Origin of the sequence: Ensifer meliloti, assembly GCF_030064585.1 — a bacterium.
GTDB classification, from domain to species: domain Bacteria; phylum Pseudomonadota; class Alphaproteobacteria; order Rhizobiales; family Rhizobiaceae; genus Sinorhizobium; species Sinorhizobium meliloti.
On sequence record NZ_CP120365.1, the window covers coordinates 1,245,792 to 1,272,783 of the forward strand.

28 protein-coding genes, 1 tRNA gene and 1 pseudogene are annotated in these 26,992 nt (G+C 61.8%); 6 read left to right on the top strand and 24 right to left on the bottom strand.

Features of this window, described 5'->3' with window-relative positions; all coding sequences use genetic code 11:
* Nucleotides 1–88: 88 nt before the first annotated feature.
* The 4 genes from PZL22_RS13090 to PZL22_RS13105 all read right to left on the bottom strand — a co-directional run bounded on the left by PZL22_RS13090 (nucleotide 89) and on the right by PZL22_RS13105 (nucleotide 3,717).
* Nucleotides 89–322 (bottom strand): hypothetical protein, encoded by a 234-nt coding sequence (locus PZL22_RS13090; protein ID WP_284718714.1) that lies wholly within the window; start codon nucleotides 320–322, stop codon nucleotides 89–91.
* Between the two features lie 124 nt (nucleotides 323–446).
* The gene (locus PZL22_RS13095; protein ID WP_003534185.1) at nucleotides 447–1,661 is read right to left on the bottom strand and encodes a YcaO-like family protein; all 1,215 of its coding nucleotides are present in this window, start codon (nucleotides 1,659–1,661) and stop codon (nucleotides 447–449) included.
* A complete protein-coding gene (locus PZL22_RS13100; RefSeq protein ID WP_010969830.1) occupies nucleotides 1,658–1,873 on the bottom strand; it encodes a hypothetical protein in 216 nt (71 codons plus the stop codon). The genes PZL22_RS13095 and PZL22_RS13100 overlap by 4 nt, the downstream gene beginning before the upstream one ends.
* A gap of 17 nt (nucleotides 1,874–1,890) precedes the next feature.
* Nucleotides 1,891–3,717, bottom strand: coding sequence for an AfsR/SARP family transcriptional regulator (locus tag PZL22_RS13105; RefSeq protein WP_003534181.1), 1,827 nt, complete (start codon nucleotides 3,715–3,717; stop codon nucleotides 1,891–1,893).
* Nucleotides 3,718–4,274: 557 nt separating this feature from the next.
* Here PZL22_RS13105 and aac(3)-IV point away from each other — a divergent pair.
* Both aac(3)-IV and PZL22_RS31615 read left to right on the top strand, forming a co-directional pair.
* Entirely contained in the window at nucleotides 4,275–5,099 is an 825-nt protein-coding gene (gene aac(3)-IV, locus PZL22_RS13110; RefSeq protein ID WP_003534177.1) for an AAC(3)-IV family aminoglycoside N-acetyltransferase, read from the top strand.
* Complete coding sequence (locus PZL22_RS31615) at nucleotides 5,032–5,232, top strand: nuclear transport factor 2 family protein (protein WP_080573549.1); 201 nt, start codon at nucleotides 5,032–5,034, stop codon at nucleotides 5,230–5,232. Before aac(3)-IV ends, PZL22_RS31615 begins: the two co-directional genes overlap by 68 nt.
* Before the next feature lie 149 nt (nucleotides 5,233–5,381).
* Here the strand turns inward: PZL22_RS31615 and PZL22_RS13115 are convergent, their stop codons facing one another.
* Both PZL22_RS13115 and PZL22_RS13120 read right to left on the bottom strand, forming a co-directional pair.
* Complete coding sequence (locus PZL22_RS13115; protein ID WP_033049113.1) at nucleotides 5,382–5,873, bottom strand: GNAT family N-acetyltransferase; 492 nt, start codon at nucleotides 5,871–5,873, stop codon at nucleotides 5,382–5,384.
* Between the two features lie 102 nt (nucleotides 5,874–5,975).
* Nucleotides 5,976–6,212: a hypothetical protein gene (locus PZL22_RS13120; RefSeq protein WP_003534173.1), complete on the bottom strand. Its 237-nt coding sequence runs from the start codon at nucleotides 6,210–6,212 to the stop codon at nucleotides 5,976–5,978.
* Between the two features lie 123 nt (nucleotides 6,213–6,335).
* Here PZL22_RS13120 and PZL22_RS13125 point away from each other — a divergent pair, with 123 nt between their 5' ends.
* The 3 genes from PZL22_RS13125 (at nucleotide 6,336) to PZL22_RS13135 (ending at nucleotide 7,912) form a co-directional block, all read left to right on the top strand.
* Complete coding sequence (locus PZL22_RS13125) at nucleotides 6,336–6,965, top strand: hypothetical protein (RefSeq protein ID WP_127517673.1); 630 nt, start codon at nucleotides 6,336–6,338, stop codon at nucleotides 6,963–6,965.
* 115 nt (nucleotides 6,966–7,080) lie between these two features.
* Nucleotides 7,081–7,446 carry a ribonuclease E inhibitor RraB gene (locus PZL22_RS13130; protein ID WP_234841763.1) on the top strand — a complete coding sequence of 122 codons (366 nt, stop codon included), beginning with the start codon at nucleotides 7,081–7,083 and terminating at the stop codon, nucleotides 7,444–7,446.
* Between the two features lie 127 nt (nucleotides 7,447–7,573).
* The gene (locus PZL22_RS13135; protein WP_003534165.1) at nucleotides 7,574–7,912 is read left to right on the top strand and encodes a hypothetical protein; all 339 of its coding nucleotides are present in this window, start codon (nucleotides 7,574–7,576) and stop codon (nucleotides 7,910–7,912) included.
* 19 nt (nucleotides 7,913–7,931) lie between these two features.
* On the opposite strand, the gene PZL22_RS13140 is transcribed toward PZL22_RS13135, so the two are convergent.
* The 6 genes and pseudogenes from PZL22_RS13140 to PZL22_RS13165 form a co-directional block, all read right to left on the bottom strand.
* Nucleotides 7,932–8,693: a Stf0 family sulfotransferase gene (locus tag PZL22_RS13140; RefSeq protein ID WP_003534163.1), complete on the bottom strand. Its 762-nt coding sequence runs from the start codon at nucleotides 8,691–8,693 to the stop codon at nucleotides 7,932–7,934.
* A 136-nt stretch (nucleotides 8,694–8,829) separates the two neighbouring features.
* Nucleotides 8,830–9,920 (bottom strand): annotated as a pseudogene (locus PZL22_RS13145) (IS630 family transposase).
* Nucleotides 9,921–10,071: 151 nt separating this feature from the next.
* Nucleotides 10,072–10,698 (bottom strand): hypothetical protein, encoded by a 627-nt coding sequence (locus PZL22_RS13150; RefSeq protein WP_003537557.1) that lies wholly within the window; start codon nucleotides 10,696–10,698, stop codon nucleotides 10,072–10,074.
* Nucleotides 10,699–11,016: 318 nt separating this feature from the next.
* Complete coding sequence (gene brnA / locus PZL22_RS13155) at nucleotides 11,017–11,238, bottom strand: type II toxin-antitoxin system BrnA family antitoxin (RefSeq protein ID WP_003537555.1); 222 nt, start codon at nucleotides 11,236–11,238, stop codon at nucleotides 11,017–11,019.
* Nucleotides 11,225–11,488, bottom strand: a complete 264-nt coding sequence (locus PZL22_RS13160) for a BrnT family toxin (RefSeq protein WP_003537553.1) — start codon at nucleotides 11,486–11,488, stop codon at nucleotides 11,225–11,227. Before PZL22_RS13160 ends, brnA begins: the two co-directional genes overlap by 14 nt.
* Before the next feature lie 379 nt (nucleotides 11,489–11,867).
* Nucleotides 11,868–11,943: transfer RNA gene (locus PZL22_RS13165), tRNA-Ile, on the bottom strand.
* A gap of 145 nt (nucleotides 11,944–12,088) precedes the next feature.
* Here PZL22_RS13165 and PZL22_RS13170 point away from each other — a divergent pair.
* Nucleotides 12,089–12,877 carry an SIMPL domain-containing protein gene (locus PZL22_RS13170; protein WP_003537551.1) on the top strand — a complete coding sequence of 263 codons (789 nt, stop codon included), beginning with the start codon at nucleotides 12,089–12,091 and terminating at the stop codon, nucleotides 12,875–12,877.
* Between the two features lie 86 nt (nucleotides 12,878–12,963).
* Here the strand turns inward: PZL22_RS13170 and PZL22_RS13175 are convergent, their stop codons facing one another.
* From PZL22_RS13175 to dnaG, 12 genes are all read right to left on the bottom strand, one after another.
* Nucleotides 12,964–13,320 carry a hypothetical protein gene (locus PZL22_RS13175; protein WP_003537549.1) on the bottom strand — a complete coding sequence of 119 codons (357 nt, stop codon included), beginning with the start codon at nucleotides 13,318–13,320 and terminating at the stop codon, nucleotides 12,964–12,966.
* 256 nt (nucleotides 13,321–13,576) lie between these two features.
* Nucleotides 13,577–13,981: a nuclear transport factor 2 family protein gene (locus PZL22_RS13180; protein WP_003537547.1), complete on the bottom strand. Its 405-nt coding sequence runs from the start codon at nucleotides 13,979–13,981 to the stop codon at nucleotides 13,577–13,579.
* 108 nt (nucleotides 13,982–14,089) lie between these two features.
* A complete protein-coding gene (locus PZL22_RS13185; protein ID WP_003537545.1) occupies nucleotides 14,090–14,512 on the bottom strand; it encodes a secondary thiamine-phosphate synthase enzyme YjbQ in 423 nt (140 codons plus the stop codon).
* Between the two features lie 112 nt (nucleotides 14,513–14,624).
* Complete coding sequence (locus PZL22_RS13190) at nucleotides 14,625–14,978, bottom strand: DUF1428 domain-containing protein (RefSeq protein ID WP_003537534.1); 354 nt, start codon at nucleotides 14,976–14,978, stop codon at nucleotides 14,625–14,627.
* A 101-nt stretch (nucleotides 14,979–15,079) separates the two neighbouring features.
* Complete coding sequence (locus PZL22_RS13195) at nucleotides 15,080–15,649, bottom strand: transglycosylase SLT domain-containing protein (protein ID WP_003537532.1); 570 nt, start codon at nucleotides 15,647–15,649, stop codon at nucleotides 15,080–15,082.
* A 143-nt stretch (nucleotides 15,650–15,792) separates the two neighbouring features.
* Nucleotides 15,793–16,989: an IS256-like element ISRm5 family transposase gene (locus PZL22_RS13200; protein ID WP_284718509.1), complete on the bottom strand. Its 1,197-nt coding sequence runs from the start codon at nucleotides 16,987–16,989 to the stop codon at nucleotides 15,793–15,795.
* Between the two features lie 376 nt (nucleotides 16,990–17,365).
* Nucleotides 17,366–17,656, bottom strand: a complete 291-nt coding sequence (locus tag PZL22_RS13205; protein ID WP_003532955.1) for a GYD domain-containing protein — start codon at nucleotides 17,654–17,656, stop codon at nucleotides 17,366–17,368.
* 221 nt (nucleotides 17,657–17,877) lie between these two features.
* Nucleotides 17,878–19,932, bottom strand: a complete 2,055-nt coding sequence (rpoD, locus tag PZL22_RS13210; RefSeq protein ID WP_003532953.1) for an RNA polymerase sigma factor RpoD — start codon at nucleotides 19,930–19,932, stop codon at nucleotides 17,878–17,880.
* A 431-nt stretch (nucleotides 19,933–20,363) separates the two neighbouring features.
* A complete protein-coding gene (gene tdh, locus PZL22_RS13215; RefSeq protein WP_018095615.1) occupies nucleotides 20,364–21,398 on the bottom strand; it encodes an L-threonine 3-dehydrogenase in 1,035 nt (344 codons plus the stop codon).
* Nucleotides 21,399–21,421: 23 nt separating this feature from the next.
* Nucleotides 21,422–22,609, bottom strand: coding sequence for a glycine C-acetyltransferase (locus PZL22_RS13220; protein WP_003532948.1), 1,188 nt, complete (start codon nucleotides 22,607–22,609; stop codon nucleotides 21,422–21,424).
* Between the two features lie 266 nt (nucleotides 22,610–22,875).
* The gene (gene recQ / locus PZL22_RS13225) at nucleotides 22,876–24,786 is read right to left on the bottom strand and encodes a DNA helicase RecQ (protein ID WP_284718689.1); all 1,911 of its coding nucleotides are present in this window, start codon (nucleotides 24,784–24,786) and stop codon (nucleotides 22,876–22,878) included.
* Between the two features lie 45 nt (nucleotides 24,787–24,831).
* Nucleotides 24,832–26,835 carry a DNA primase gene (gene dnaG / locus PZL22_RS13230; protein WP_003532940.1) on the bottom strand — a complete coding sequence of 668 codons (2,004 nt, stop codon included), beginning with the start codon at nucleotides 26,833–26,835 and terminating at the stop codon, nucleotides 24,832–24,834.
* Between the last annotated feature and the right edge of the window lie 157 nt (nucleotides 26,836–26,992).

A 26,992-nucleotide genomic window follows, 5' to 3' on the forward strand; every position in this document is an offset into this window, starting at 1 on the left:
GGAAGAGATTGCAGTCTTCCCCGCGCTGACCGACGCGCTCGGCAACATTGTCCGCACCGCGCTTTGCGAGGCGAGCCCGCGACCGCTGCTATTGCAACGAGTGCGTTCTGGCGTTGAAGCCCGCGGCCGCGATGACGAGCTCGCTGCGATCCTGCAACTCGTTGGCAACGGCCTGCAGAGCCATCTCGACGCAATATTCGACGGCCTGAGCGTCCAATGCGCGGGCGCTATCGCGAATGTGGCTCAGCATTCTGGCGATGCTCGCAAGTTCCGTTTCGGTGTCCGTCAAGGACGAAGGATGATTACCCATTTGAACCCCCATTCCGTGCGCTTCCCTGACATCGACTATAAACGACTTCGGAATTTCCGCGCGTTGCACGAGCGTTGCACACGCATCGGTAGAGTTTCGCGCCGGATCTCGCCAGGCGCCTTGCGGGTCTGCTCCTTCAAAATGCGAGCGCTTTGGATAGCGCGCGCGGACCGAAACGGCGTGCTCTTTCACCGTCGGGGTTCTCAAGATCGGGGACGAAGATCTTGACGACCGCGAACGGCAGAGCTTCGGCTGACAGGCGAACCACAATTGCAGATTGCACACCGGCATCCTTTAGATGATCGATGGTGTGGCGCATGAGCGCGTCCAGATCGCCGCCCGCAGGCGGCGCCGCCGGCGCATGCCGGCACGGCCCCGCGAGGAAGGCCTGGCGGGTCGAGTCCGGCAAAGGCCGGCTGAAGGTTTCGGGAAAGACATCGTCCCGAGCGCCGCTCATGAAGGTGAGCCGCGACTGCGCCGCTTCGGTCACCGCTCTGATCGCCGCGCGAACGGCAAAGACATGCGCCCCGCAGCCGCTTGTCACATCGACGAAACGACCATCGTCCCTGATGGCGATGTCGGAGGGGCCGAGCAATGCCAGAAAGCAGGGAATACCGATGTCGCTGGTAATGTCGAAAAGCCGGAGATCGAGACCCGCGGCTCTTATGCGCTCGACGAGACTATTCAGCGCTGCATCGCCGAACCCCTCGGAAGCAACGCATTGCTGGTAACGGCTCTCCGGCCCAGACACGCCCCACAGGACATTAGCGTCACGCTCGATGCGCTCCAGCAGCCCGTGCAATGTCGCTTCCTGGATGGAATTTCCCGATGCGAGCCCATCCGACGACATCCAGAAACGCGAAGGCCGGGTACGGTCCAGCAGCGCCGCTGCGAGCGGCACGAGCACCTCGCGGCCGGAGATCAGATCGGAGCCGGCGGCCCATGGCAATTCCTCGTCCGGACCGATTTCCTCCTGCCCGGCCGCAATCAGCCCCGGAAGCGGGTCCGCGGTCCGTCCGGACGCCCGCAGGGCCCGGGTTGTGGCCATTATGGTTTCGACCGCGGGTTCGCCGGCAACAGCGCGCTCCAGCGCCTCCATGACGGCAGAAACCTTCGCCTCCGCATCCGTCAGCCCTTTGCCCTGTGCAACCACGATGGATCGTGCATTCGGCGTGTAGGCGCACCAGACCGGGATTCCGGTCCTGTCGAGTCCCGTGTGCCTCGCGATACGGGTTATGCCGAAACCGGAAAGCAGAGGCTTTACACGTTCGAAGGTCTCTTCCGGGCTCAGCACACGATCGGAATATTCATTGCGCAAGCCGGCCCCACCCCCGATGTCGGGACCGGTCACCCGTCGAAATGACCCGAAAACACCTTGTCGGCGGAGGACACAGCCACTGCGAGGTCGACATTCTTGACGATCGTCCCCCCTTGTGCACGGAGCTTGTTCGCCGTGGCCAAGTCGCCCGTCACCTGATCGAGCGGCCTGACGGTTCCGTTCCCCAGGTCCGCCAGCCACAGACCCGGCTCGCCGGGAATGCCTATCACAACAACTTTCGCCATATCGCTATCCCTCATCCTCAAAACCCCGCTTTTTTCAGCCCCTCACGATAGAGGTCCTTCTGCCATTGTTCCTTCATCGGAACGACGGCAAGCCACTTATCGACGTCGAACGTCGGATTGCTCTTCAACGCCCGCATCCGGTACGCCCGTGCTTTCTTCTGGTCGCCGAGCATCGCCCAGCTTGCCGCAAGCAGCCTGTCGCCGGGCGACTTGTCCTTCATTCTCTGAACGTAGCCGATCGCGTCCTGATAGTTTTCGAGGAAATAGCTGGCACCGGCAGCGCTCCAGAAATACGTGTCGGGCGCCAGAGGATTGAGCGAAAGCGCCTTGGCGAGCTTGTCGAGCGCCTCGCGCGGGCGGGAGACATGAACGAGCGTGTCGGCGTGGCTGTAAAGCACGTCGGCATAATGCGGGCTCAAGTTTTCGGCGAGATCCAGCGCCGCAAGGCTCTCGTCGAGATCACCCTGATAGAGCTTGACGACACCGAACTCGCGGTGTGCTCCGGGCAGGTCCTCATTGCTTTCGATCGCCCCCTTGGCGTGATGCTCCGCCACCGAAAGAAGTTCCCGGTCGCCGCGGGCAGTCAGGATCCACTCGATTGCATAGGTGCGCGCCATCCCGCTCAGCGCCGGAGCAAAATCCGGCTTGTGCTTGAGCGCGGCCCTGAAATCGCCGCGTGCCCTGCGGATTTCGGGAAGACCCACGCTGGAGAGGTTTCGCAGGCCGGCGAGATAGGCGTAATAGGCCTCCGGATGGGCCAGATAGTCGATACGCGCGGCACGGCCGGTCTCGACCTGCTCCGTCACCGCCCGGGCGACATGAAAGGCGATTTCCTGGCGTTGCTGCAGGAGACCGACCGGAGATATCGCAAACCGCTCCGCCCAGACGATCGCGTCGGACGGCAGAAAAATGAGCTGCGTGAAGAGCCCCTGGTCCGACATGCGGCAGTCGAGCGCATAGGTAACGCCATGCTTTTCCAGGAACGCAGCCTTGTCCGCGGCATCCCGTATGCGCTCCGCCGTGTAGGGAGCAACGACGGACATCGATCGTTGCGCACATAGCCCGATCGTGATGTCCTCGACCACGGCCACGCTGACTGCGTGAAGCATCGGATCGCTGCCGAAGGCCGCCGGCGGAAGCAGCGCGACACGGGGTGCCGGCGCAACCGGCGGAGCACTCGCCTCCCTTGCGGGCTCTCCGGCAAAGGCACCCTGCCGCAGCCGGGCCCTGTCCGGCTGACCGCTCCCGACGACCAGACCCCCGCCGGTCATCCGCTCCAGGATCGGACGCACGGCCGTATCCGTCGGATCGAGCTCGAGGAAGTGCATGCACGCGGTCCGCAGCAGCGCCCTGTCGGCAAACCGCTCTTCGCCGCCGATAAGCGCCGCGCGCAGCAACTGCGTGAACAGGCGCCGCTGTTCTCCCACCCAATCCGCATAGCGGCCCGGCGGCACATCCGCGCTTGCGAGAAACCCATCGCGCCATAACCGAAGCCCGGTGCGGAACGCCTCCTCCGAACGTTCCAGCGCCTGGAAACCGCCGACGTCGCAGGCAATCTCCCCCAGCGTAACCTCGGCTTCCGTTGCCGTAATGAGCGGTCCCGTATCCGCAGCAAGGTGGCGCATGCGCCACAAGGTCGACCGCAGGTTCTTGAAGGCGACGCTCTTTTCCCGCTCGGGCCAGATCAGCATTGCGAGCTTTTCACGGGAAGCCGTTTTCTCCCCGGACACGCAGAGATAGGCGAGTATCAGCGCCCCCCGCTCGGGACACGCCACAGCCACGCCGCCGGAATCGACCAGCCGCAATTCCCCGAATGTCTGCAGACGATAATGCGGCCCCGCCACGAAAACCTCAAATGGCTTGAATAGTGGAAGCGCCCCCGGCGACCGGCGAGACCGTCGACATCTCGTTCACCCAACCCTCTCCTGCCCCTTCGGCACGAACATCAAAGCGCACGCTGCAACCAATCGCCGCCCCACGGCTCATCGCTGGAGAATGGAAAGAGGACGCCGAGCATGCCCGCGATCTCTGCAGGCATCCGCCACCGATTGGCACGGTTCATACCTCCGGATGTGCGGCTGCGACGCCCGGAGCCATACCTGCCCGTCCCATTGTTCACTTCCCAGCCCGATGCGGCAACGCATGCAGCCCGAATGCGAAGATGCTCGAAAAGCCGGAACATGGCAACTCATGGCCGCCTATATCTGCAAAGGGCGCAACCCGAGCGGCGTCCGCGGAGCTTCCGCATCGTTGTTCGCCGGCCGTTTTGATGCTATCATCAACGGGATCGATCGAGGGTGCCGTAACCCCGCTGCAGATCGTTCGCCGGAGCGCGCTTGGCCCAAACAAGCGCGCTTTTTGCTGTCGAATGCCAGCCCACGCGGTTACCAATAGGCAATCCATGACGCAACAAAATGAATGGCGGACTTCGGAAATCGTTGACCAACTCATTGCGCTCGGGGTGAAGCTTGGAGGCGTCCTGCTCGTTCACTGTTCCTTTCGCAGCGTCCGGCCTGTCGAAGGCGGGCCGCCTGGCGTGATTGCCGCTCTGCGCGCCGCCATTGGTCCGGAGGGCACGCTCGTCATGCCATCATGGTCGGGTCTCGACGACGAGCCGTTCGACCCGGCGGCGACACCTGCCACACCCGACCTTGGAATAGTCGCCGACACCTTCTGGCGTCTGGAGAATGTGACGCGCAGCGACCATCCGTTCGCGTTTGCGGCAACGGGCCCGCTTGCCGCACGCATCACATCAGACAGCCTGCCCCTGCCCCCGCACGCTCCCGCAAGTCCGATAGGGCGTATCCATGAACTCGATGGACAAGTGCTCCTCCTCGGTGTCGAACACGATTCGGACACCACGCTGCATCTCGCCGAGCTGATCGCGAAGGTTCCCTATGGGGTGCCGAGACACTGTACGGTCCTCGATAACGGCAAGCCGATCCGCGTCGACTATCGCGAGAACGATCACTGCTGCCAGAACTTTAACCTCGCCGACGCCTGGCTGAGGCGAGAGGGCTTGCAGCGGGAAGGCCCGGTCGGCCATGCTCAAGCCCGCCTGATCCGCTCCCGCGACATAGTGAGGATAGCCTCGGATCGACTGGCCCGCGATCCACTCGTCTTCCTGCATCCGATAGAGGCAGGGTGCGAAGAATGCGATGCAGCACGCCAATCGGCCGGCTGCGCTCCCCGCAGCACTTCCGGTGGAGGGCAGTTTAAATGGTAGCGCTCTGGAAGGCGGTGGGCGAGGAACAACTATCCTTCGTAGAGATGCGAATGTCTGGAAGATCATTCACGAACATCTAAGCCAATTCCCTCAGCGTCATCGCTCCGGAAGGTTACGGGGAAGCTTAGGTTAGGAAGTTCTCATCCATCCGCGAACGAGCGAGCACAAGATCATCGTCGTTTTGGCCCATCCATGGCCTGCATCGAGGCGTGGTGGGTAACCGCCGCGTTCGCAGCGATAAGCTGCTTTGGGGGAACGTCTCCAACGGGTCGAAATTGGAGCTTACTCGCGGGAACGCGTAAGAACCGTCAGTCCATGCGGACCGACGTTTTCTTCGAGGCGACGCCATCCGAATCCTTCGTAGAAGGAACGCTTTTCCGGCAACGCGCAGAGATAGGCGATGTCGTGGCCCAGATCGAACGCCGCCTCGGCTGCGCGTCCGACGAGAGCTCTGCCTATTCCCCTACCCCGATGTTCAACCTCGACCCACACGGCAGCCACCCAAGGAGCGTATTGCGGGCGCTCGTCCAGGTCGCAGGAGATAATGAGCGTCGATCCGAGATATCGCCCCCCATCATGGGCCACGAGACCGAAGGGCAGCGCGTTGTCGTTCAGCATTTCCTGCATGTGGTCTGTCACGTGTTCCAGTGGATGGCCTGCTCCTTGCCACCAGGCCCTCCAAATCCGGTCCGCGACCGTTGCGCAGAAGGCAGGCTGATCACGAAGGTCAGAGATGGCGTAAAGCTGCCGCTGTGGTTGGGACATGATGGTCATGAAGCCTTGCTTGCTGATCGGTCAGCAATTCGCGTTCGAAGGCCAAAGCTGGGTGATCAGGTCAACCGTCTACTACGGCCTGTCTGACGACATGGGACGGCTTCACGAAGCCGAGTATTTGACCGTTACGCCGCGCTGCCGAAAGTAGGCCTGCATCAGCTTCCTGCCAGAACGGTTGTTCTGCGCGAGCCTGGCCGGGTCAAAGACGGCCTCTTTCAACCCCTCCCGCGCCAACGCTGCCTTGAGGGTCGCGATATGCGCGTCGAGGTCGGCATTGTCCGCTTGGAGCGATTCATAAATGCGGTTTGTTGCATCCGCGACGGTCGGTTCGCTCACCATTACATTCCTGTTATTGCTGGTTGGCTGGCGCTTACCACATTTTTCGGCTTGACCCTAGAGGACGCTCTGTCTCCACAGCATGACGTCATTGACGATCCAAAGGAAGCGACCCATCTAGGCGTCATGCCGAAACACGACAAGAACCACATCGAGCTGCTCAAGACATGGGTGCTGCCGCCAGCGGCAACATTGGGTTCATCTGTCCGCATGAAGGGCATCCTTCTGGAAATTCGCGCACGGCTTCCGCATGCCACGAAGAAGTCGCTCAATCTCGATGGTCGCGAGCTCACGCTTATGATGCCCGCAAGCGAGAAGGCTGAATTCCATGCCGCATCGGCTGTCGTCGTCAAGGCGTTGGTAAACATCGAGACCCTTCCGGTGATTCCGCGCGAGATCGAGGACATCCTTACGATCAAGACGAGCGAAAGACATCGCTGGCTGGCCGACGGTCGCTTGCCAAGCGCCGGAACGCGAACGGTCAAGCTGCGCGGGCGCGCCAGGAAGATAACATTTCACGTCTTCGACCCGAGGATTGTCGGAGACATTCTCGATCGAGGCGTCGTCGAAGATTGGCGCGAGGAAGACGCGGCGGCTGCCGCCGAAAATCGCAGACGGGCTGCGTATAAGGCGAAGTTGACGCGGACGTTGAGAAACACCACCAAGGGCGGGTCAAATTCCGAAACCGAACACGGAGACGCCGCCTCCAACCTGGCCGGGTGGGAGGAGTTCGGACGCGATGGACTTCTTCGATAATCGGTAACCGACCGCTTTGCGCCATTAGCGGACGTCCGAAATTCACATCAGTTGCACCGGTAGTCAAACCGCTCTACTGGAAGGAATGCTTCAAGGTATTCTGTTCGGTGTAGTTATGGCGGCAATACTCGATCCCGTCGGGGTCGATGAGGCTCGGCTGAAGGCCGAGCGAGCGGCTGACGCTGATGTGCTCTCCAGCTTGCGCGGAAACGGGGATTGCGCTTCTGCTGTTCGCTCAATCGACCTTCGCTTTGTTGGCTCTACGTCAGGAGTATCAGAGTTTTCCGCACGGTCTGCTGACCTCGGCTTCACTGTCATCCAGTCCGTGCAAACGCCGGACGGTGAAACAGCCATCGACTTATCGGTGCAGTCGGATGCCATGCCTTCCACAATTGATCGCCTGACTGTGAATGCGCTGAAAATCGAAACGCGTTTCAATTTGCGATATAACGGCTGGGGGACGGTCGCGACGAAGTGCTGATCTAACGAAAGTCCCCTTTGGGCCGGAAGCTGCCTATCTCCCGACCACGATTGGTGGCGGCAAGCGGGTGACTTCGGCCGCACAGAGTGTAAGTTTGTACCCATCTACCACCACGAAGAGAGCGCCGATGCCCCGTTTTCTAGCCGTGTACACCATGAAGCCCGAAGACCTCGCCTCTTTCCGCAGCCTGCCCAAGGCCGAGCAGGACGCGATCGATGCCGTCGGCCTGGAACAGTGGGCAGCGTGGGAGGACAGAAACGCCGCATCCATCCTCGATCGTGGTGGCATGGTGGGCAAGACGACGCGCGTGACCAAGGACGGCGTCGCCGCTGCCGTGAACCCCTTTTGCGGCTACCTTGTCGTCGAGGCGGAAAGCATCGAGGCCGCGGCGCGGCTGTTCCAGGACCACCCGCATATTACAGTCTTTCCAGGAGACGGCGTAGATATCATGCCCTTTTTGACCTGAACTCCTTCGGGTCAACCATTCAAGCGACATTGTGCTCCAAACGGAAACGCGTTGCCCATTCATGATTGGTGGCGTCGGCTAGCTTTTCGACACCGGGTGTGATGCCGCTTGCGGCCTCACACTTCAATCCCAGTCGGCTCAGTACTTTGCGCAGGCTCCCCAGGGGATCGGCTGACAGCGCCTCATATGCGATCCGAAAAGGCTCAATTCCTTGCATTTCGAACCAGTCGTTCCAGGCCCGGTCATAGGCTGCAAATCTCTCGTACCAGGTTCGGATTTCATCGGAGTTGTAAACAGGTGCACTTGGCGGCGCGGTCCGTTCCAGCTCGGTTCCATCCGGAGCTGCATGCCACAGCCCGGTTTGCTCGGCCTTTACCAACGAGACAGCCTGCTCAACCTTGTCGAGCCGAGTGAGATGCAGAAAAAGTGTCCGTCCGAAGGCCGCTTCAATTCGTTGCAAATCACTGGAGCGTTCCGGGTGCAGGACTGCCAGTTTCTGGACGAAGAAATCAAAGCTATGTCTTTGGAGCCGCAGGCCGAAGATGCCGGTATCGCCGCTTCCTTTGGCGATTGCCGCTCGAAATATCGTAGCCAGAATATCGGCCTCGGGCCTTGAGGCGTCTGCGGCCAGTTCGAAGTAGGCCAGCCATTCGGCAATCGAGGGGCGATGAAAGTAGGACCCGGGGTTCCCGGAGATGCCCGTCGCCGCCAGCAGCTTGCACAAAAGCGTACTGCCGCTGCGCGGAGAAGTGCAGATCACGTAGGAGTCGAATTTTGGCATGGCTGCTTCAGAGACAAAGGGAATCCTGACGAATATCAAGCCCGAATTGCCTCATGTTGCAAGTGCGTGAACTCTGGTTGCGAGCATCCCAAAACGCCCTCGTCGGTGCGGATGAATTGATGCTAGTCACCCGAATCTAAAGTTCGGCACATTGTTTTTGCTGGCTTTTCTGGCAGAAGCGTTTGACGGATGCGAGTATTTCGTTGGCGGATTTGACCCACTTGTAGGGCTTGGGGTTTTCGTTGTGCACCTCGATGAAGGCGGCGATGTCCGCCTCCAGATCAGCGGTGGAGCGATGGACGCCGCGTTGCAGTTGCTTGCGTGTCAGTTCGGCGAACCAGCGTTCCACCTGATTGATCCAGCTTGCTGAGGTCGGTGTGAAGTGGACATGCCAATGCGGGCGGCGCGCCAGCCAGGCCTTGATCTTGGGTGTCTTGTGGGTGGCATAGTTGTCCATGACGATATGCACGTCCGGCCCCTCCGGCATGTGCCGGTCGATCTGTTTGAGAAAGTCCAGGAACTCGGTCGCCCGGTGGCGCTTGTAGCATTTGCCGATCACGGCACCGGTCGCAATGTCGAGCGCAGCAAACAGTGATGTCGTGCCATGGCGGGTGTAGGTATGGGTTCGCCGCTCGGCGACACCCGGTGCCATCGGCAGCACCGGCTGCTCCCGATCCAGCGCCTGAATCTGGGATTTTTCGTCCACGCACAATACGATAGCCCGGTTCGGCGGCGAGAGGTAGAGCCCGACGATGTCGTGAACCTTGTCGACAAACAGCGGGTCGGTCGAAAGCTTGAACGTCTCACTCCGATGCGGTTGCAAGCCGAACGCGGCCCAGATCCGGCGGATGGTTGTGTGCGAAAGACCCATCTCGGCGGACATGCTGCGGATCGACCAGTGCGTGGCATCCTTCGGCGTGCTGTTCAGCGTGCGCTCAATCACCTCGGCTACCTGCGCGTCCGACACCGTGCGGGGCCGGCCAGGACGATATTCGTCGGTCAGGCCCTCGATCCGGTCCTTCACAAAACGCCGCCGCCACCGACAGTGTGCTCATGCACCCCGAGCTGCGCGCCGACCTCCTTGCTCTGAAGGCCCTCGGCGCAGAGCAGGATCATCCGGCACCGGTCCGACAGCGACCGCACCGCTTTGTGTCGTCGAACCTGCGCCTCCAGGAAGACTCGTTCTTCCGCGCTCAGAACAACCTCGTCCGCCACCCGGCCCACCATCGCATCATCCTTCAGAACTACTTTAATTAATGATACGAATTACAGTTCCGGGTGACTAGGTCGCCGCCTCATTATGGCCGTGAGCAGCTTTGGGTCGTCCGCGCGACGTAGTCAACGATGGACCGGCAGCCGTTGCGCAGTCATGTTATCCTCAATTGCTTGCGAAGCAGTAGAAGAGACCGTCTCCGCCGGTTCCCTTGAATGCCTCGTTCGAGCAGCCGCCTCTTGTCGAATGCGACGAGTTCCAGGATTTCGCCGCATCGGAATCGTCCAGGCCCGTGCGGTCGCTGTGGCCGACGATCGCCGCGCCTTCCGCACCGCCCATTGTCCAATTTCCGCAGGTTTCCGGTGCGGCGGTTCCATCGGGTTTCGAGCCGGTCAGGATGTCGTGGCGGTTCGGGCTGTCGCCACGGCCGGGAATGACTTCGCCTTTCTCGTTGAGAGCCGACTGCTTGGACAAGTTGTTGTTGTCGCTGTGAAGCGAGGCGACATCGTCAGCGATCTTCTCGCCCTTGGCGTTGTACCAGGGACCATTTCCGATCCGATCCCTGGCGTTCTCGGTGTCGGTGGATAGATAGGCTCTCCAGGTCTTGCCCGTCGAACCACTCGCCATCGCCAAAGAATTGCAGTATGCGTCGGCTCCCGCCAGGCCTCCGAGGTCGCCACCCCTGCCCGGATTTGCGCTGGTGACGAAGAAGCTCATGGAGGTGTCCTGGGCCTGCGCCGACAGCGGAGAGCAGGTCAGGACGGCTACTGTGAATGCAAGCGCGCGGTTCATAGCGATTCTCCAGCATTTCGTCGGTGAAGCGTATTGCTGAAACCGGCTGGCGTAAAATCGAAATCCCGTGATTTGCAAGCGGCAACCGATGAGTAAAGCCACGTTCATGCAAGCTCTGTTCAGGCATCGCGCCAACATCCCTGTTTGTTCCCATGGGTACTTATTAGCGCGTATTTCGCCCGCCGCCCCCAACACCCTCGCAAATGCCGGCCGCCGGTCTATCCCCCACCCCTTAGACCAGAACCAACCGCCCCGCTTTCCCGCATGTCGTGGCCGACAGCGCACGGCGGGGTTGTCGGCCTACCTTGCGTGTGCCCATCAATGCGCCCCAAGCTTATCGGCGATCCAAACCTTGATCAGCGCTTGGCGGGTGATCCCGAGGCGCTGAGACTCCCGGTCCAGTCCGTCAACCACCCACGCGGGGAAATCAACGTTCACGCGCCTAACCTCCAGATTGGGCCGCTGCGCCTTTCCCCAGTCGATCTCGGCGTCGATATCCTCGCCAGCGTCAAAGCGCTTATCAAACTCAGAGGCTTTCATAATATTCCGTCTCCTGTTTCCGGGCGCGCCGAACCGATATGATCCGCCGGACCGATCCGCGATAGGTGAAAACCGCCGTCCAGTGCTTCCCGCCGATCTTGCCGATTGCCAGAAAGCGCGGCTCGTCTTCCGTTTTCGCCAGAACCTCGAGCAACCGCTCGTCACGCCAAAGCTCCTGGGCGGCCTCGAAATCGATGCCGTGCTTTTCGTGGTTACTGGCGCTCTTAGCCGGATCAAATTCATAATCCATACGGCAAATGTACGGATAGAAAAGGTATAGATCAAGGAGACAAAGGGGATAGTAATGGAGTATTTGCACTTTTTTATAATGGGGTTATCCGTTTTGCCTCACGAGGCCCCAATGCACCCCGGCAACCCGTGGACGCGCGTGTGCGGCCGGCTATTGCCGGAATAAAAATAGCCCCGCCAAGACGAAGAGTACCGCGCGGACTGCGGGTCAATAAAGGTTTGGTGAGTCCGGATGGCTTACATAAGTAATTGAAAAATAAAGCGACCGTAACCAATGGTAGAGCAAGAGTTCAGAAGCGGAAGGCACCACAATCTGGGGTTTGCGTTCCCGCCGTAAAATTAACTGAAGAAATGCCGATAGTATTTGATTTTTAAAGGTTTGGTGGGCCCGGAGGGACTCGAACCCCCAACCAAGCGGTTATGAGCCGCCGGCTCTAACCATTGAGCTACAGGCCCTGCCGTCTTCGCCGGCGGTTGCGGACCAATGGCAGTCCGCTGTGCAGGCTCTAGCGTAAAACCTTTTTGCCGACAAGCCATTGCCGCAATAGCTACACAATCGGTAAGCATGGAATCGAGGATAAACAACCGGAGAGAAACGTCCATGTTTTCTACACGCATTGCCCGTACCGTTCATGTCGCCGCAGTCGCAGCCGCCTTTGCCGGTGCCTTTGCAGCCGCAGCGGCGGCGCAGGAGAGCACCGCCGGCAAGGGGGATGGCAAGGGGCGTCCGGACGGCGTCAGGGGCCGTCAGGCGGTGATCAAGGTCTCCGGCGAGGGCCGCTCGACGACCGCTCCGGATATGGCGATCCTGCAGCTCAGCGTCGTCAAGGACGCCAAGACCGCGCGCGAAGCGCTCGATGCCAACAACAAGGCGATGGCAGACGTGCTCTCGGCATTGAAGCAGGCCGGGATCGCCGAGCGCGATCTGCAGACGAGCGGCTTCTCGATCAATCCCCAGTATCACTATCCGCCGAACAATGACGGCGGTAATCGGCCGCCGGAACTGGTGGGCTATCAGGTCGTCAACGGCGTCGGCGTGCGCGTGCGGGATCTGGGGCAGCTCGGCGAGATCCTCGACAAGTCCGTCACCCTCGGCGTCAATCAGGGCGGCGGGATCGAGTTCACCAACGACAAGCCGGATGCCGTGATCACGGAAGCCCGCAAAGCCGCGGTCGCTGACGCCATCAACAAGGCCAAGGTTCTGGCCGAGGCGGCGGGGGTCTCGCTCGGACGCGTGATCGAGATCGCGGAGCAGCCCTCCCGGCCCGAGCCGATCCCCGTGGTCCGCAGCATGGCCAAGGAATTTGCCGCCGCCGATTCGGTTCCGATGGCGACCGGCGAAAATGCTTACAACGTCACCGTCAACGTGACCTTCGCCGTCAATCAGTAACGCGGTCGCAAAGCAAAGAGCCCCCACGCCAGGGCGTGAGGGCTCCATTTCCGTCGGCCGGGGGAACGGGACGGAAATCCGTGGATTTACCAGCGGCCGATGATCGGGCATCCGCGGGCGTTGGCGAAAACGATCGCCTGGCGGTGGCCGTGACGGCGGCCTTCGACGACGACGCGGCGACCCGTCACATCCGCAACATAGGCGCGGCGAAGGCCACGGTCGCGTGCCTTGTCGACCGCGAGGCCGGGTGCACAGCGACCGCGACGGTCGCGGCGGTCGTAGTGCCGGCGATCGCGCCAGTCGTCGTGGCGGTCGTGGTCGCGGTAGTGGACGCCGCCGCCCGGACCCAATTCCAGGGTGAGCGACTGAGCCGAGGCCGTGGAAACCAGACCGGTCAATCCGATCACGGCAGCGACGGCGGCGTTAACGAGGAACTTTTTCATTGCTTTTCTCCGGTGTGACGAAGCGGTTCTGGTTGACGATTGAGGCAAACATAGGCCGGCCAAACTGAACGGCACCGGAACCCTCCGTTCATGCAGTATTCAGGTTGATCACGCCCCTGACGCGCGACGAATCGCTTCATCCCCCGGCGCTTTCCGGCAGGCTAAGTTATTGATCCGGCAGGAAAGAGTACTTCCAGGAAAAATTTGTAACGGTTTTCCGTCCGGAGGTGCGTTGGGTCAAACGGCTAGATCGGGCTCAACCCGCGAGCTCCCGCTCGAAGAGGCGGCTATTGCGGTAGTGGCTGAGGCGCGCAATGAGGCCGTCCTCGATCTCGAAGACGAAGACGCTCGCAATGGAATAGGCCTGACCGGAGGCTTCGGGAAAGCCGGCCATCGTCTCGCGGTAGGTGCCGCGCGCGGTCGTATCCGCCGCCACGCGCTCACCGGCGGCGTCTCGCATCAACACGACGTCGCCGAAGCTCTCGTCGAAATGGCGGAAATAATTCATCACCCAGCTCCTGAGCGCGCCGGCGCCGAGGGTCCGCTCCCCGGTCAGCGAGTCGAACGCGACGTCCTCGCCGACGAGGCGTGAAAGCGTGTCGAAGTCGCGGTCGTTCAGAGCTTCGATGAAATGGCTGGCTATCGTCTGGGCGTCTGTCATTCTCTCCTCCGAATTGGCCTCCGCTTCACTCTACCGCAGAGCGCGGGCGGCGCGGAAAGAGAAAATGGCAACGTCCGCCCGGACGGTTACTGCCGGACCTGCGCCTCGTCAGCTGCCGAGATGCAGGACGATCTCGCGGCGGTGCGGCCGGTCGCGGTGTTCGAAGAGATAAAGCCCCTGCCAGGTTCCAAGCGCCAGGCGCCCCTGCATGACGGGAATGCCGAGCGAAACCTGCGTGAGTGCCGCCTTGATATGCGCCGGCATGTCGTCCGGCCCCTCCATGGTGTGGACGACCCAGCTCATCGAGGGATCGGAGGACGGCGGCACCAGCCGGTGGAAGAAGGCATGGAGATCACGCTTCACGTCCGCATCGGCGTTCTCCTGGATGATCAGCGAAGCGGAAGTATGACGGACGAACACCGTGAACAATCCCTCGGCCACGCCGGACGCACGCACGAAGCCGTCAGCCTCGGCGGTGAACTCGTAAAGCCCCTGCCCCTTCGTGGATATGGTTATGACGGTCTGCGCCATTCCCCCTCCGCCTGCTTTGTGTGGCCCCGCTTGTCCAGAGACGTACGGGGCCCGCCCGGCATCCGGTTCGCTCCATGATGGGCGGATCGTACAGCAGCCGGCAACGCCGATCCTATAATTCGAGAAAGGGCTCGAACCCGCCATAGATCATGCGTTTTCCATCGAAGATGGACTTCCATTCGTCGCCCTGGAGTCTCGGATCCGCCATCACCTTGGCGACGATCGCGTCCCGGTCCTGACGCGACCGGTAGACGATCCACGAGAAGACGACGGTCTCGTCGTCCTTTGCCTGAACCGCGCGCGGGAATGATGTGAGTTCGCCATAGGGCACGTCGTCTGCGAGGCATTCGACGTAATTGAGCGCGCCATGCTCCTTCCACACCGCGCCCGCCGCGCTCGCCAGCTTCTTGTAGGCCTCTATGTTGGCCGTCGGTACTGCAACGAGAAAACCGTCCACATACGCCATTTTCGTCTCCTCCACGTGTTGAAAGACATCACCAGGACGATCGAAGAGCACAGGTTCCGACAGGGGAACGACATTTTGATGGCTGCCGTCACCCGCTCGCGTCACGAGCCGCAGCCGCGCAGCTGGCGCGCGTAGTTCGCGGCCATGCCGGATGCTCTCTTGGCGCCGGCCTTTGCCGTATCGCTCCAGTTGCCGCGGGCATAGCCGCTGTGGCCGTGATAATAGGCGATATAGAGCCTGTAGGTGTCGTTCAGGGCGATGCCGTTCCGCTGGTGGCTCTGATTGTGATACCAGGCGATGAAGCGGATCGCGTCGCCGAAATCCGACCGGCGCGCCGTCCATCGGCCCGTCTCGGCCTGGTAGCGCGCCCAGGTGCCGTCAAGCGCCTGCGAATAGCCGTAGGCTGAAGAGACCCTTGTCCACGGGATGAAGCCGAGGAGCTTCGTCCGCGGCGGCCTGGCATTATGGCGGAAGCCGGACTCCGCATAGATCGTCGCCATCAGCACCGGGACGGGCACGCCATATTCGCGCTCTGCCGCGTAAGCAGCCCGGCGCCAATTGTTGAAAAGACCATCTCGCTGCTCGAAAACCGCACAGGCGTTCCGGGTCTCTCTCGGCACCGTTCCGCAGCCGGCCAACAACAGGAGGACGACGACAAAAACCCAACGCATCGCGGAACCTCTCGTTTGCGAGAGGTTGATAAGACGTAAATCTTAAGGATCGGTTTTTACGCGTAGGCGAAGGTGGTCTGCCCCTCACCCCTTTAAGGTTGTGTGCGTCAAGTTCTGCAAAATTGGGCGGTCATGCGTGCTGGTCATGCGGCTTGACGGAGTGCGAGTTTCTTGTGCTCTCGCAGGTCGTCCATGTTGATGTAGCGATTGGCCTCCATCCAGTTTTCGTGGGTTTCGACGGCGAGCGCGCGGACGAGGCGTAGGCAGCTCTCGGTGTTGGGAAAGATGCGCACGACGTAGGTTCTGCGGCGGATTTCCTCGTTGAGGCGTTCCAGCATGTTGGTGCTCTTGAGGTGCTTGTGATGCTGGCGCGGCAGACGAAAGAAGGTCAGCGTCTGCTCGATGGTTTCCTCAACCCAGGAGGTCAGGCGCGGATAGCGGACCGACCATTTTCCCAGCCACGCGGCGAGATCGGCCTTCGCCTCATCAAGGTCGCGGCGATCATAGAGCCATCGAAGCTCCTGCAGGCAATCGTCGCCATGTTTGCGCGGCAGGTGATCGAGGGCGTTCCTGAGGAAATGCACGTAACAGCGCTGCCAGGCAGCTTCCGGGATCACCTCGCCAATTGCCGCGACGAGACCGGCATGGTCGTCGGAGACCACCAGTTCGACGCCCTTCAAACCGCGCCCTTTCAGCCTGACGAGGAAGTCCTTCCAGGCGCAACGGCTTTCACGGCCGGCCATCTCGACCGACAGGATCTGCCGCCGTCCGTCCCAGTCGATGCCGACAGCGATCAACACCGCCTGGCTCATCACCACACCGGCCTCGCGCACCTTCTCATAACGGGCATCGAGAACCAGGTAGGCAAACGGCTCTTGAAGCGAGCGCTCGGCAAAGGCCTTCAGGCTCTCGTCCAGCCGCTTGTTGATCGCCGAGATCGATGACGCCGAGAAGGCATGGCCGCACAGCTCCTCGGTGATCGCCTTGACCTTCCGCGTCGACACCCCTTGCACATACATCTCCGCCAAGGTTGCCACCAGCGCCCGCTCGGAGCGCTGATAGCGTTCGAACAATTCGGTGGAGAAGTGCCCCGAGCGATCCTGCGGCACCCGCAGCTCGAGCTTGCCCACCCGCGTGATCAGCGTGCGGCCATAGTGGCCCGAACGGTAGCCGAGCCGCTCCGGCGTGCGCTCGCCTTTCGCAGCTCCCAGCGCCTCGTCCATCTCCGCTTCCAGCACCTCCTGCATCACCGTGCGGATCACCTCGCGCAGCCCATCGGGGTTCGAAAGCAAAATGTCTTTGACGGCGGCGCTGGCTGTCCTACCTTCAGTCTTGGTCATGGTGGCGTTCCTTCCAGGGAATCAGGTGACGTCAACATCACCAGCCTGCCATGACCGCCTCTCTCAGTGAATTTGCAGAACCTTCAGCACACTACCCCCTTTAACCCGAGGAATAACCCTCGAGCTCGCTTGCGGGCTAGGGCATATGCGGATCTGCTCCTCTGGCGGGAGCCGTTGCCACGGAGAGAAACCGCCTGGCTTTCGCTTCCAATACGGTCTGCCGACGGCATCGTTTGGGATAGGTGAAGGTCAAGCCGCTTGTCGTCTCCCCCCTTGTGGGGGAGAATATTTGCGGCAGGCGCCACGAGTCCCCTTCGCCCCGCTTGCGGGGAGAAGGTGCCGGCAGGCGGATGAGGGGCGATCCGGAAGCGCTCTCTCAGAGCGTGCCGATCAGTTCGCGGTAAGCGGCCTCTGGGAAGGCCTTCAGCGTACGCGTACGCACATTGCCGTTCATGCCGAGCGTGATAGCGAACCGCGCAGCGACTGCGTCGTCAGGCGCTTCGCAGATCGCAACCATGTCGTGTTCGCCCATCGTCAGGTAGAAGTCCTTGAAGGAACCGCCCATCTCCTCGAGCTGCCTCCTTGCCGCGTCGAGCCGCTTCGGGGACTCGCGCACATTTCTGATACCGAGCTCAGTCCAATTGAGAAGCAGAACGTAAGTCGTCATCTCACACCTCCCGCAAAGCATCCCGCCTTCGGCCGAAGGCGCTCAAGATGCCCTGTATCTGAAAAAGGCCGGCGCGCATTCGCGCATTCATGTGCGGCCTCGGGACGCAAAGTATAAAGCAATTCGAGGAAAATGACGTACGGTTTTGCACCGGGAGTAGAGCCGAAATAACAAAGCCGGGCACTGGGCCCGGCTTTGTCATCGATGAAAAGGTCTAGGGATCAGCTGTCCAGGAACGAGCGCAACTTGCGCGAACGGCTCGGATGCTTGAGCTTGCGCAGCGCCTTCGCTTCGATCTGCCGGATGCGTTCGCGGGTAACCGAGAACTGCTGGCCGACTTCTTCCAGCGTATGGTCGGTGTTCATGCCGATGCCGAAACGCATGCGCAGCACGCGCTCCTCGCGGGGCGTGAGCGAGGCGAGCACGCGCGTGGTCGTCTCGCGCAGATTCGCCTGAATGGCCGCATCGATCGGCAACAACGCATTCTTGTCCTCGATGAAATCGCCGAGATGCGAATCTTCCTCGTCGCCGACCGGCGTTTCGAGCGAGATCGGCTCCTTGGCGATCTTCAGGACCTTGCGCACCTTCTCGAGCGGCATGGCGAGCTTTTCCGCCAGTTCCTCGGGCGTCGGCTCGCGGCCGATCTCGTGCAGCATCTGGCGCGAGGTGCGGACGATCTTGTTGATCGTCTCGATCATGTGCACCGGAATGCGGATCGTGCGGGCCTGGTCGGCGATCGAACGGGTGATCGCCTGCCGGATCCACCATGTGGCATAGGTCGAGAACTTGTAGCCGCGGCGATACTCGAACTTGTCGACCGCCTTCATGAGACCGATGTTGCCTTCCTGGATCAGATCGAGGAACTGCAGACCGCGGTTCGTGTACTTCTTGGCGATCGAGATCACCAGACGAAGGTTGGCTTCGACCATCTCCTTCTTGGCGATACGCGCTTCACGTTCGCCCTTCTGCACCATGGATACGATGCGGCGGAACTCGGCGATGGAAATGCCGGTCTCCGTCGCAAGGTTCTGGATCTCCTGGCGGATGTCGCGGATCGTCTGGTTCTCGGCCCTGGCAAACTCCTTCCAGCCCTTGCCGGCGAGATTGCTGATCGACTTCATCCAGTTCGGATCGAGCTCGGCGCCGGAATACTGCTCCAGGAACGCCTCACGCTTGACGCCATAGGATTCGGCCAGGCGCAGGAGGCGGCCCTCGTTCTGCGTCAGGCGCTTGGAGATGTCGTAGAGCTGCTCGACCAGGGCGTCGATGCGGTTCTGGTTGAGCGACAGCGACTTCACGGCCTTGATCAGCTCGTCCTTCAGCTCCTTGTAGCGGCGCTCCTGCGCCGGCGACAGAGTGCCGGTCGCGGCAAGGCGCGCTTCCACCTGCTGGTCCTGCAGCTTGCGGAGCTTCTTGTAGGTTTCGGCGATGACGTCGAGCGTCTCCATCACCTGCGGGCGCAGTTCCGCTTCCATCGCGGCGAGCGAGAGGTTCGACTCGTCGTCGTCCTCCTCCTCTTCCTCGGGTGCCTGGCCTTCGCCGCCGACATTGGTGATGTCGTCGTCGTTCGCCGCAGTTCGGGTCCTGCGGACTTTTTCCTTCTCTTCCGCCGCCTTGCGGTCGGCTTCGATCTTTTCCGGGCTCTGGAACTGCGGTGCAGCCTTTGCCTCGGGGCCGGAATAGGTCGTCTCGAGATCGATGATCTCGCGCAGCAGCGTCTGGCCCTCGTTCAACTCGTCGCGCCAGATGATCAACGCCTGGAAGGTAAGCGGGCTCTCACAGAGCCCGGCAATCATCGTTTCGCGGCCGGCCTCGATACGCTTGGCGATGGCGATTTCGCCTTCGCGCGAGAGAAGCTCCACGGAGCCCATCTCGCGCAGATACATGCGCACCGGATCGTCGGTGCGATCGGTCGGCTCCTTCTTCTTGCTGGCTGCAAGTGCGGTGCCGCTAGCAGGCGCGAGTTCGCCGCCTTCGCTTTCGCCCTCGTCGGCGCCGTCATCGTCGTCGCTGGCGGCAGCCTCCTCGGCTTCCTCGTCCTCGATGACGTTGATGCCCATGTCGGAAAGCATGGACATCGTGTCTTCGATCTGCTCGGAAGTCACTTCTTCGGAGGGCAGAACGGAGTTGAGCTCGTCCATGGTCACATAGCCGCGCTTCTTGGCGGCCTTGATCATCTTCTTGACAGCATCGTCGGAAAGATCGAGAAGCGGACCGTCCGGTGCACCTTCACGTTCAACGTCGGCTTCTTCGTTTTCTTTGACTTTTGTTGCCATTTATTCGTCGCTTTCCTTGTCGCAACCGGCCGGCGCCCGGTAATCAATGCCACTCGGAGGTCCGGGCACGCCGCGTACCCGCCACCGATTATTTCCCCTGACGTAACGGGATGATATTTAATTCCTGATTAACCACGACAGCGATGAACGGGCAAGCTTCGACAGTCCTGCCACTGAAACGTCCCTGGCATGATTTCCTATCCGCCGTACCATGTCGCCATTTCTGCTTGAAATGGTGATTCCCAGAATTTTTGATCCCGTCAAGCGTTTCCGGCGAAAAACCGCCTAAATTGGCAAAAAACGCTCATGGACGGGTTTTTGCGCTGTTTATCAGCTTTCGCTCAACATGTAGGAGCGCCCCAAAGAAAGACAAGGGTTGCACGGTTTTTCCGGAAGAATGCCCTGGCAATCGATCGCGGCTGCGGCTCCGTCTACCAGTCCATCACCACCTTGCCGGAATTGCCCGAGCGCATCGCCTCGAAGCCGTCGCGAAAATCGTCGATGCCGATACGGTGGGTAATTATCGGCGAGAGGTCGAGCCCGCCCTGGACGAAGGCGATCATCTTGTACCAGGTCTCGAACATTTCGCGGCCATAGATGCCCTTGAGGTTGAGCATCTTGAAGATGACCTTGTTCCAGTCGATCTCGAAGCCCGCCGGCGCAATGCCGAGGATCGCAATCTTGCCGCCATTGTTCATCTTGTCGATCATGTCGCGGAAAGCGGGCGCCGCGCCCGACATTTCCAGCCCCACATCGAAGCCCTCGGTCATGCCGATCACCCGCATGACGTCGGCAAGATTTTCCTTCGACGCGTCGACGACGTGGTCGATGCCGAGCTTGCGCGCGAGATCGAGACGAACGGGATTGATGTCGGTGATCACCACCTTGCGGGCACCGCAACGCTTGGCCACCATCGCCCCCATGATGCCGATCGGCCCGGCACCGGTGACCAGAACGTCCTCGCCGACGAGATCGAAGGAGAGCGCCGTATGCACGGCGTTGCCGAAGGGATCGAAGATTGCGGCGATCTCGTCCGGCACGTCGTCGGGGATCGACACGACATTATATTCGGGAAGGCAGACGAACTCGGCGAAGGATCCGGGGCGGTTGACGCCGACGCCGAGCGTGTTGCGGCAGAGATGCCCCCTGCCCGCGCGGCAATTGCGGCATTTGCCGCAGACGATGTGACCTTCTCCGGAAACCCGCTCGCCGACATGATGCTTGCTCACGGCTGGCCCGACCTCGACGACCTCGCCCATGAATTCGTGTCCGACGACCATCGGCACCGGGATCGTCTTCTCCGCCCATTGATCCCAGTTCCAGATGTGGACGTCGGTACCGCAGATCGCCGATTTCCTGACGCGGATCAGGACGTCGTTCGGCCCGACTTCCGGCACCGGCACGCGCTCCATCCAGAGCCCGACCTCCGGCTTCGTCTTGACCAGTGCCTTCATCATGTTGGTCATCGCTCGATCCTCGCCTGTGCCAATTAGATCACGCCCAGTTCGCGGCCCACCTCCTCGAAGACCGCGATGGCACGGCGGACATCCGCTTCGCTGTGCGCGGCGGACATCTGCGTGCGGATGCGGGCCTGCCCTTTCGGCACCACCGGGAAGGAGAAGCCGACGACGTAGACGCCCTTCTTCAGCATGCGCGCCGCCATCTCCTGTGCGAGCGCCGCATCCCCAAGCATGACCGGAATGATCGGATGGCCCTCGCCGGCAAGCGTGAAGCCGAGGCCGGACATCTCGCTCCGGAAGAGCGCCGCGTTTGCGTAAAGGCGGTTGCGCAGAGCGTCGCCGTTTTCGATCAGCTCGAAAACCTTGAGAGAAGCGGCGGCGATGACGGGCGCGAGCGTATTGGAAAACAGATAGGGCCGCGATCGCTGGCGCAACCACTCGACGACATCGGCCTTCGCCGACGTATACCCGCCCGAAGCGCCGCCAAGCGCCTTGCCGAGCGTGCCGGTAATGATATCGACCCGTCCTTCGACGCCGCAATGTTCGGCGGAGCCGCGCCCATGCTTGCCGACGAAGCCGACCGCATGGCTGTCGTCCACCATGACCATTGCGCCGTATTTCTCGGCGAGATCGCAAACGCCCTGGAGATTGGCGATGATGCCGTCCATCGAGAAGACGCCGTCGGTGGCGATCATCTTGAAACGGCTGCCTTCCGCCTTCTTCAGCTCTTCTTCCAGTGCTGCCATGTCGTTGTTGGCATAACGGAAGCGCCTGGCCTTGGAGAGGCGCACGCCATCGATGATCGAGGCATGGTTCAGCGCGTCGGAGATGATCGCGTCGTCCTCGCCCAGCAGCGTCTCGAACAAACCGCCATTCGCGTCGAAACAGGAGGAATAGAGAATCGTGTCCTCCATGCCGAGGAAGGAGGATATGCGCGCTTCGAGCTCCTTGTGCTCCTCCTGCGTGCCGCAGATGAAACGCACCGACGCCATGCCGTAGCCGTAACGGTCGAGCGCGCTTTTCGCCGCTTGTGCAAGCTCCTCGCTGTCGGCGAGGCCGAGATAGTTGTTGGCGCAGAAATTCAGGACACGCTCGCCGGAAGCGACTTCGATCTCGCCCGACTGCTTGGAGGTGATGACACGCTCGGACTTGTAGAGCCCGGCCTGCTTGAGGCCTTCGAGTTCCGAACGGAGATGGGAGAGGAAGGCCGTGGTCATGGCTGGGTGCTCGCGATCAAAGGACATCACCGTCTGCTGCATGTTTCCTTTTATCGTATACGATTAAGGACAAAAACATGCAGCAGATCAAAGTGCTACAGCGACCTTTGCGCGTCTGATAAGACGCGCGGCGCCGTAGAGGACTAACACGATGGCACCGCTCATGGAATTTGTTTCGACGCCACGTGCTGATGCCGATTCTCCTTCGCCCCGCTTGCGGGGAGAAGGTCGCGGCAGCGGGATGAGGGGCGGATGATCATTCGACATTAGCCCTCGAACGCCTCGATCACAGCGAGAAACGCTTCGCCATATCTCTCCCGCTTGCTCTCGCCGATGCCGGGAACGTCGAGCAGCTCCTCGAAATCGCGCGGACGCCGTTTGGCAAGCGCAATCAGGGTCGTATCCGGAAAGACGACATAAGGCGGCACGTCCGTCTCGCGGGCGAGAGACAGGCGCTCGGACCGGAGCCGCTCGAACAGCTCGAGATCGGATCCCGCGAGGTCCGATCGTTCGCTGGTCGGCTTCGACCCGCGTGCGGTTTTGGCCTTGCCGGAACTCGGACGGTCCTTGCGGAAGAGCACCTGCCGTTCGCGGCGAAAGACGCTGCGGGCCTCGGGCTCGAGCTTCAACGCTCCGAAGGCGCCGTGGTCCACGGAGATCAGCCCTGCGGCGAGCAGTTGCCGGAAGATCGATTGCCAGGTGCGCGCCGGCAGGTCCTTGCCGGCCCCGAAGACCGGCATGTCGACATGGCCGAAGCGCTCCGTCTTCTCGTTGACGCTGCCGGTAAGCACATCGATCAGATGGCCGGTTCCGAAGCGCTCTCCGGTGCGGTAGACGGCGGCAAGGGCCTTGATCGCCGCTTCCGTGCCGTCCCAGGTCTCGACCGGCTTCAGGCAGGTGTCGCAATGACCGCAGCCGCCCGGATGAGCCTCCCCGAAATGCGCGAGGATGGCCTGGCGCCGGCAGCCTGCCGTCTCGCAGATGGCAAGCAGCGAATTGAGTTTCGCCCGCTCGATGCGTTTGATTTCCTCGGGCGCTCCGCCCTCGTCGATCATCCGCCGGCGCTGAATGACATCCGCCATGCCATAGGCCATCCACACTTCAGAAGGCAGACCATCGCGACCCGCCCTCCCCGTCTCCTGGTAGTAGGCCTCGACCGAGCCCGGGAGATCGAGATGGGCGACGTAGCGCACATCCGGCTTGTCGATTCCCATGCCGAAAGCGACGGTTGCGACGAGGCACAGGTTTTCCTCCTTGAGGAATGCATCCTGATGCGCGTCGCGCGCCGCCCGCTCCATGCCGGCATGATAGGGAAGCGCACGGATGCCCTGTGCATCGAGCCATTCCGCCGTGTCCTCGACCTTCGCGCGCGACAGGCAATAGACGATGCCGCTTGCATCCTTGAAGCGCGACAGGAAGCGCAGCAATTGCTGGCGAGGCTGATCGCGTTCCACGATCTCATAGGCGATATTCGGGCGGTCGAAGCTGGAAGCGAAAACGCGCGCCCCGCCGAGTCCCAGCCGCTCGATCATATCGTCGCGCGTGTGGGGATCCGCGGTGGCGGTAAGCGCGATGCGCGGCACACCGGGAAAGCGCTCGGCGAGGCAGCCGAGGCCGCGATATTCCGGGCGGAAGTCATGTCCCCATTGCGATACGCAATGGGCCTCGTCGATCGCGAAAAGGGCGATATCGGCATCGGCGATCATTTCGGCGAAGCCATCGGTGACGGCGCGCTCCGGCGTCACGTAGAGGAGATCGAGTTCGTCTCTCGAAAGTGCGCGGCGGACCGCAATCGCCTCGCCCCGCGTCAATGAAGAGTTGAGTGCCGCGGCCCGGATGCCGAGCTGCTTCAGCGCTTCCACCTGATCGCGCATCAGGGCGATCAGCGGCGAAACGACGATGCCGACGCCCCGGCGGCAGAGCGCCGGGATCTGGAAGCAGAGCGATTTTCCCGCCCCCGTCGGAAAGAGCACGACGGCATCGCCACCGGCAACCACATGGTCGACGACCGCCTGCTGCTGGCCGCGGAAGGTGGAATAACCGTAGATACGCTTCAGGAGATCGAGGGGATTGCTGACGCCTTCCGTTTCGAACAGGCGGCCGGTGTTGTGGCTTTCGGGCATGGAATCGCTTTCATCGGGAGCACGCAGTATGGAGCCGCGGCTGATCGAAGGCAAACCCGCTCGGTCCGCTGCTCAACCTGCCCGTCGTGAGAGTATCGGCTACCGAGCCGCCGGCCCCTTGACGCGGCCGGAAAGCACGCCGAAGCCTTCGATGATCGCTTCGAGCTTGTCCATCCGGTGCAGCTCGAGCTGCACCTCCTCCATGGCGCGCACGAGCCGCTGACCCTGCTCCACGTCTTCGGAGGCCGTGGCTTCCGCGATCTCCCGCTCGAGCTCCCGCTTCTGCCAGAGCAGCGCCTTCGTCCGCCGATGAAGCGTCAGGGCCTGGAGATAACCTTCGCGCGCATCCTCCGGAGCCGCCGCCGCCGTTGCCGTCCAGAGCCGCGCATAGCGCACCTGCTGGTCCAGGGCGCCGATCAGCGCTGAGAAACCCTCCGCCTCAAGCTGCTCCATCAGGGTTTCCCGCGTCAGCCGCAATCCGTTCGCCGCCGCGGCGTTCAGAACCGCAGCCCAGCAGCGCTGCAGATCACGGTGGTCGAATTCGATCGTGGCGATCTCGTCATATTCGTCGAACAGCAATTGCGGATGATTGACGATCGTCAATGCAAGCACGCTCTCGCGAAGTACCGGCGGGCGAAGCGAGCCGCCGGCCTTCAGCATCTGATTGAGTTTGGAACTACCGGCGGTCCCAGCCTCCACGGCCGCGCCCATGACCGGATTGGGAGCCGGCGACCAGCCCCTGCCGCCCTGCCTGCCCGCCTGCCTCCCGCCCCGCTCGAACGGCCGCCTTTCGCCTCTGAACGGCGCGCTCCCCTGGAGAAACGCATTCAGGCGGTCGCGCATGTCCTGCCCATAGTGGCGGCGCACGCTCTCGTCGGCGATTACCGAGGTCACCTGCCGCAGCCGCGCTTCGAGTTCGGCGCGCTTTTCCGGCGTGTCGAAATCCCCGCCCTGCACCTCGCGCTGCCAGACCATGTCGGCCAGCGAGCGGGCATTGGCGAGCACCTTGTCGAAGGGCTCGCGTCCGTCATGGCGCACCACATCGTCCGGGTCCTTGCCCTCCGGCAACAGGGCAAAGCGCACGGACCGGCCCGGCTTCAAATGGGGCAGCGCGAGATCGACGGCCCTATGGGCGGCGCGGACACCGGCGCCGTCGCCGTCGAAGCAGAGCACCGGCTGGGTCGTCATCTTCCATAATAGATCGAGCTGATTTTCGGTAAGCGCCGTACCGAGCGGCGCAACGGCATTTTCTATCCCCGCCTGATGAAGCGCGATCACGTCCATATAGCCTTCGACGGCAATGATCGTGCCTGCGCCATCGGCACCCTGCGAGGCCCGCCGGGCGCGGGCGAAATTGAAGAGCACATTGCCCTTGTGAAAGAGCTCGGTCTCGTTGGAGTTCAGATATTTGGCCGGGGCGTCCGGCGACATGGCGCGCCCGCCGAAGGCGATCACCTTTTCTCGCGCGGACGGGATCGGGAACATGATCCTGTCGCGGAAGCGGTCGTAGGAGACCGGAATGCCGTCGCCGTGCACGACGAGGCCGCAGGCCTCGATCTGCTCCTTGCCGATCCCCTTGCCGGCCAGAAACTCCTTCAGCGCATTGCGGCTGTCGGGTGCAAAACCGAGACGGAACGTCTCGATCGTGCGGCCGGTCAGTCCGCGCTCGCGCAGATAGGCGCGCGCCTTTGCCCCGTTCGCCGTCTGAAGCTGATCCTGAAAAAACTGCGTCGCCAGTTCCATGACGTCGAGCAGGCTCGTACGTTCGCGCTCGCGCTGCTCGGCCTGCGGGTCCGGCTGCGGCATCGGGACGCCCGCCAGATCGGCGATCTGCTGCACGGCCTCCGGAAAACTCATGCCCTCGAGCTCGGTCAGGAAGCGGAAATGATCGCCGGAAACGCCGCAGCCGAAGCAATGATAGCGGCCCTTGCGATCCTCGCAGTGGAAGCTCGGCGATTTCTCGCCGTGGAACGGGCAGCAGGCCCAATAATCGCCGCGCGAAACATTGGTCTTGCGCCGGTCCCAGGTGACGCGCTTGCCGATCACGTCCGAAATGGGGACGCGGTCGCGTATCTCGTCGAGAAAGGACGGTGAAAAGCGCATGGTTACCTCTACTGCATGTCGCCCGAGCCCGTGCAGCGGCTTCGGGCAACGACATGCACGCAAACCTCCATATAAGCTGCATGGCCGAAGGAAGCCACAGGCAGCCTGCGCCTTGCCCGTTATTCACAGGCATGTGCTAAAGCCAAGGGGGTAACGC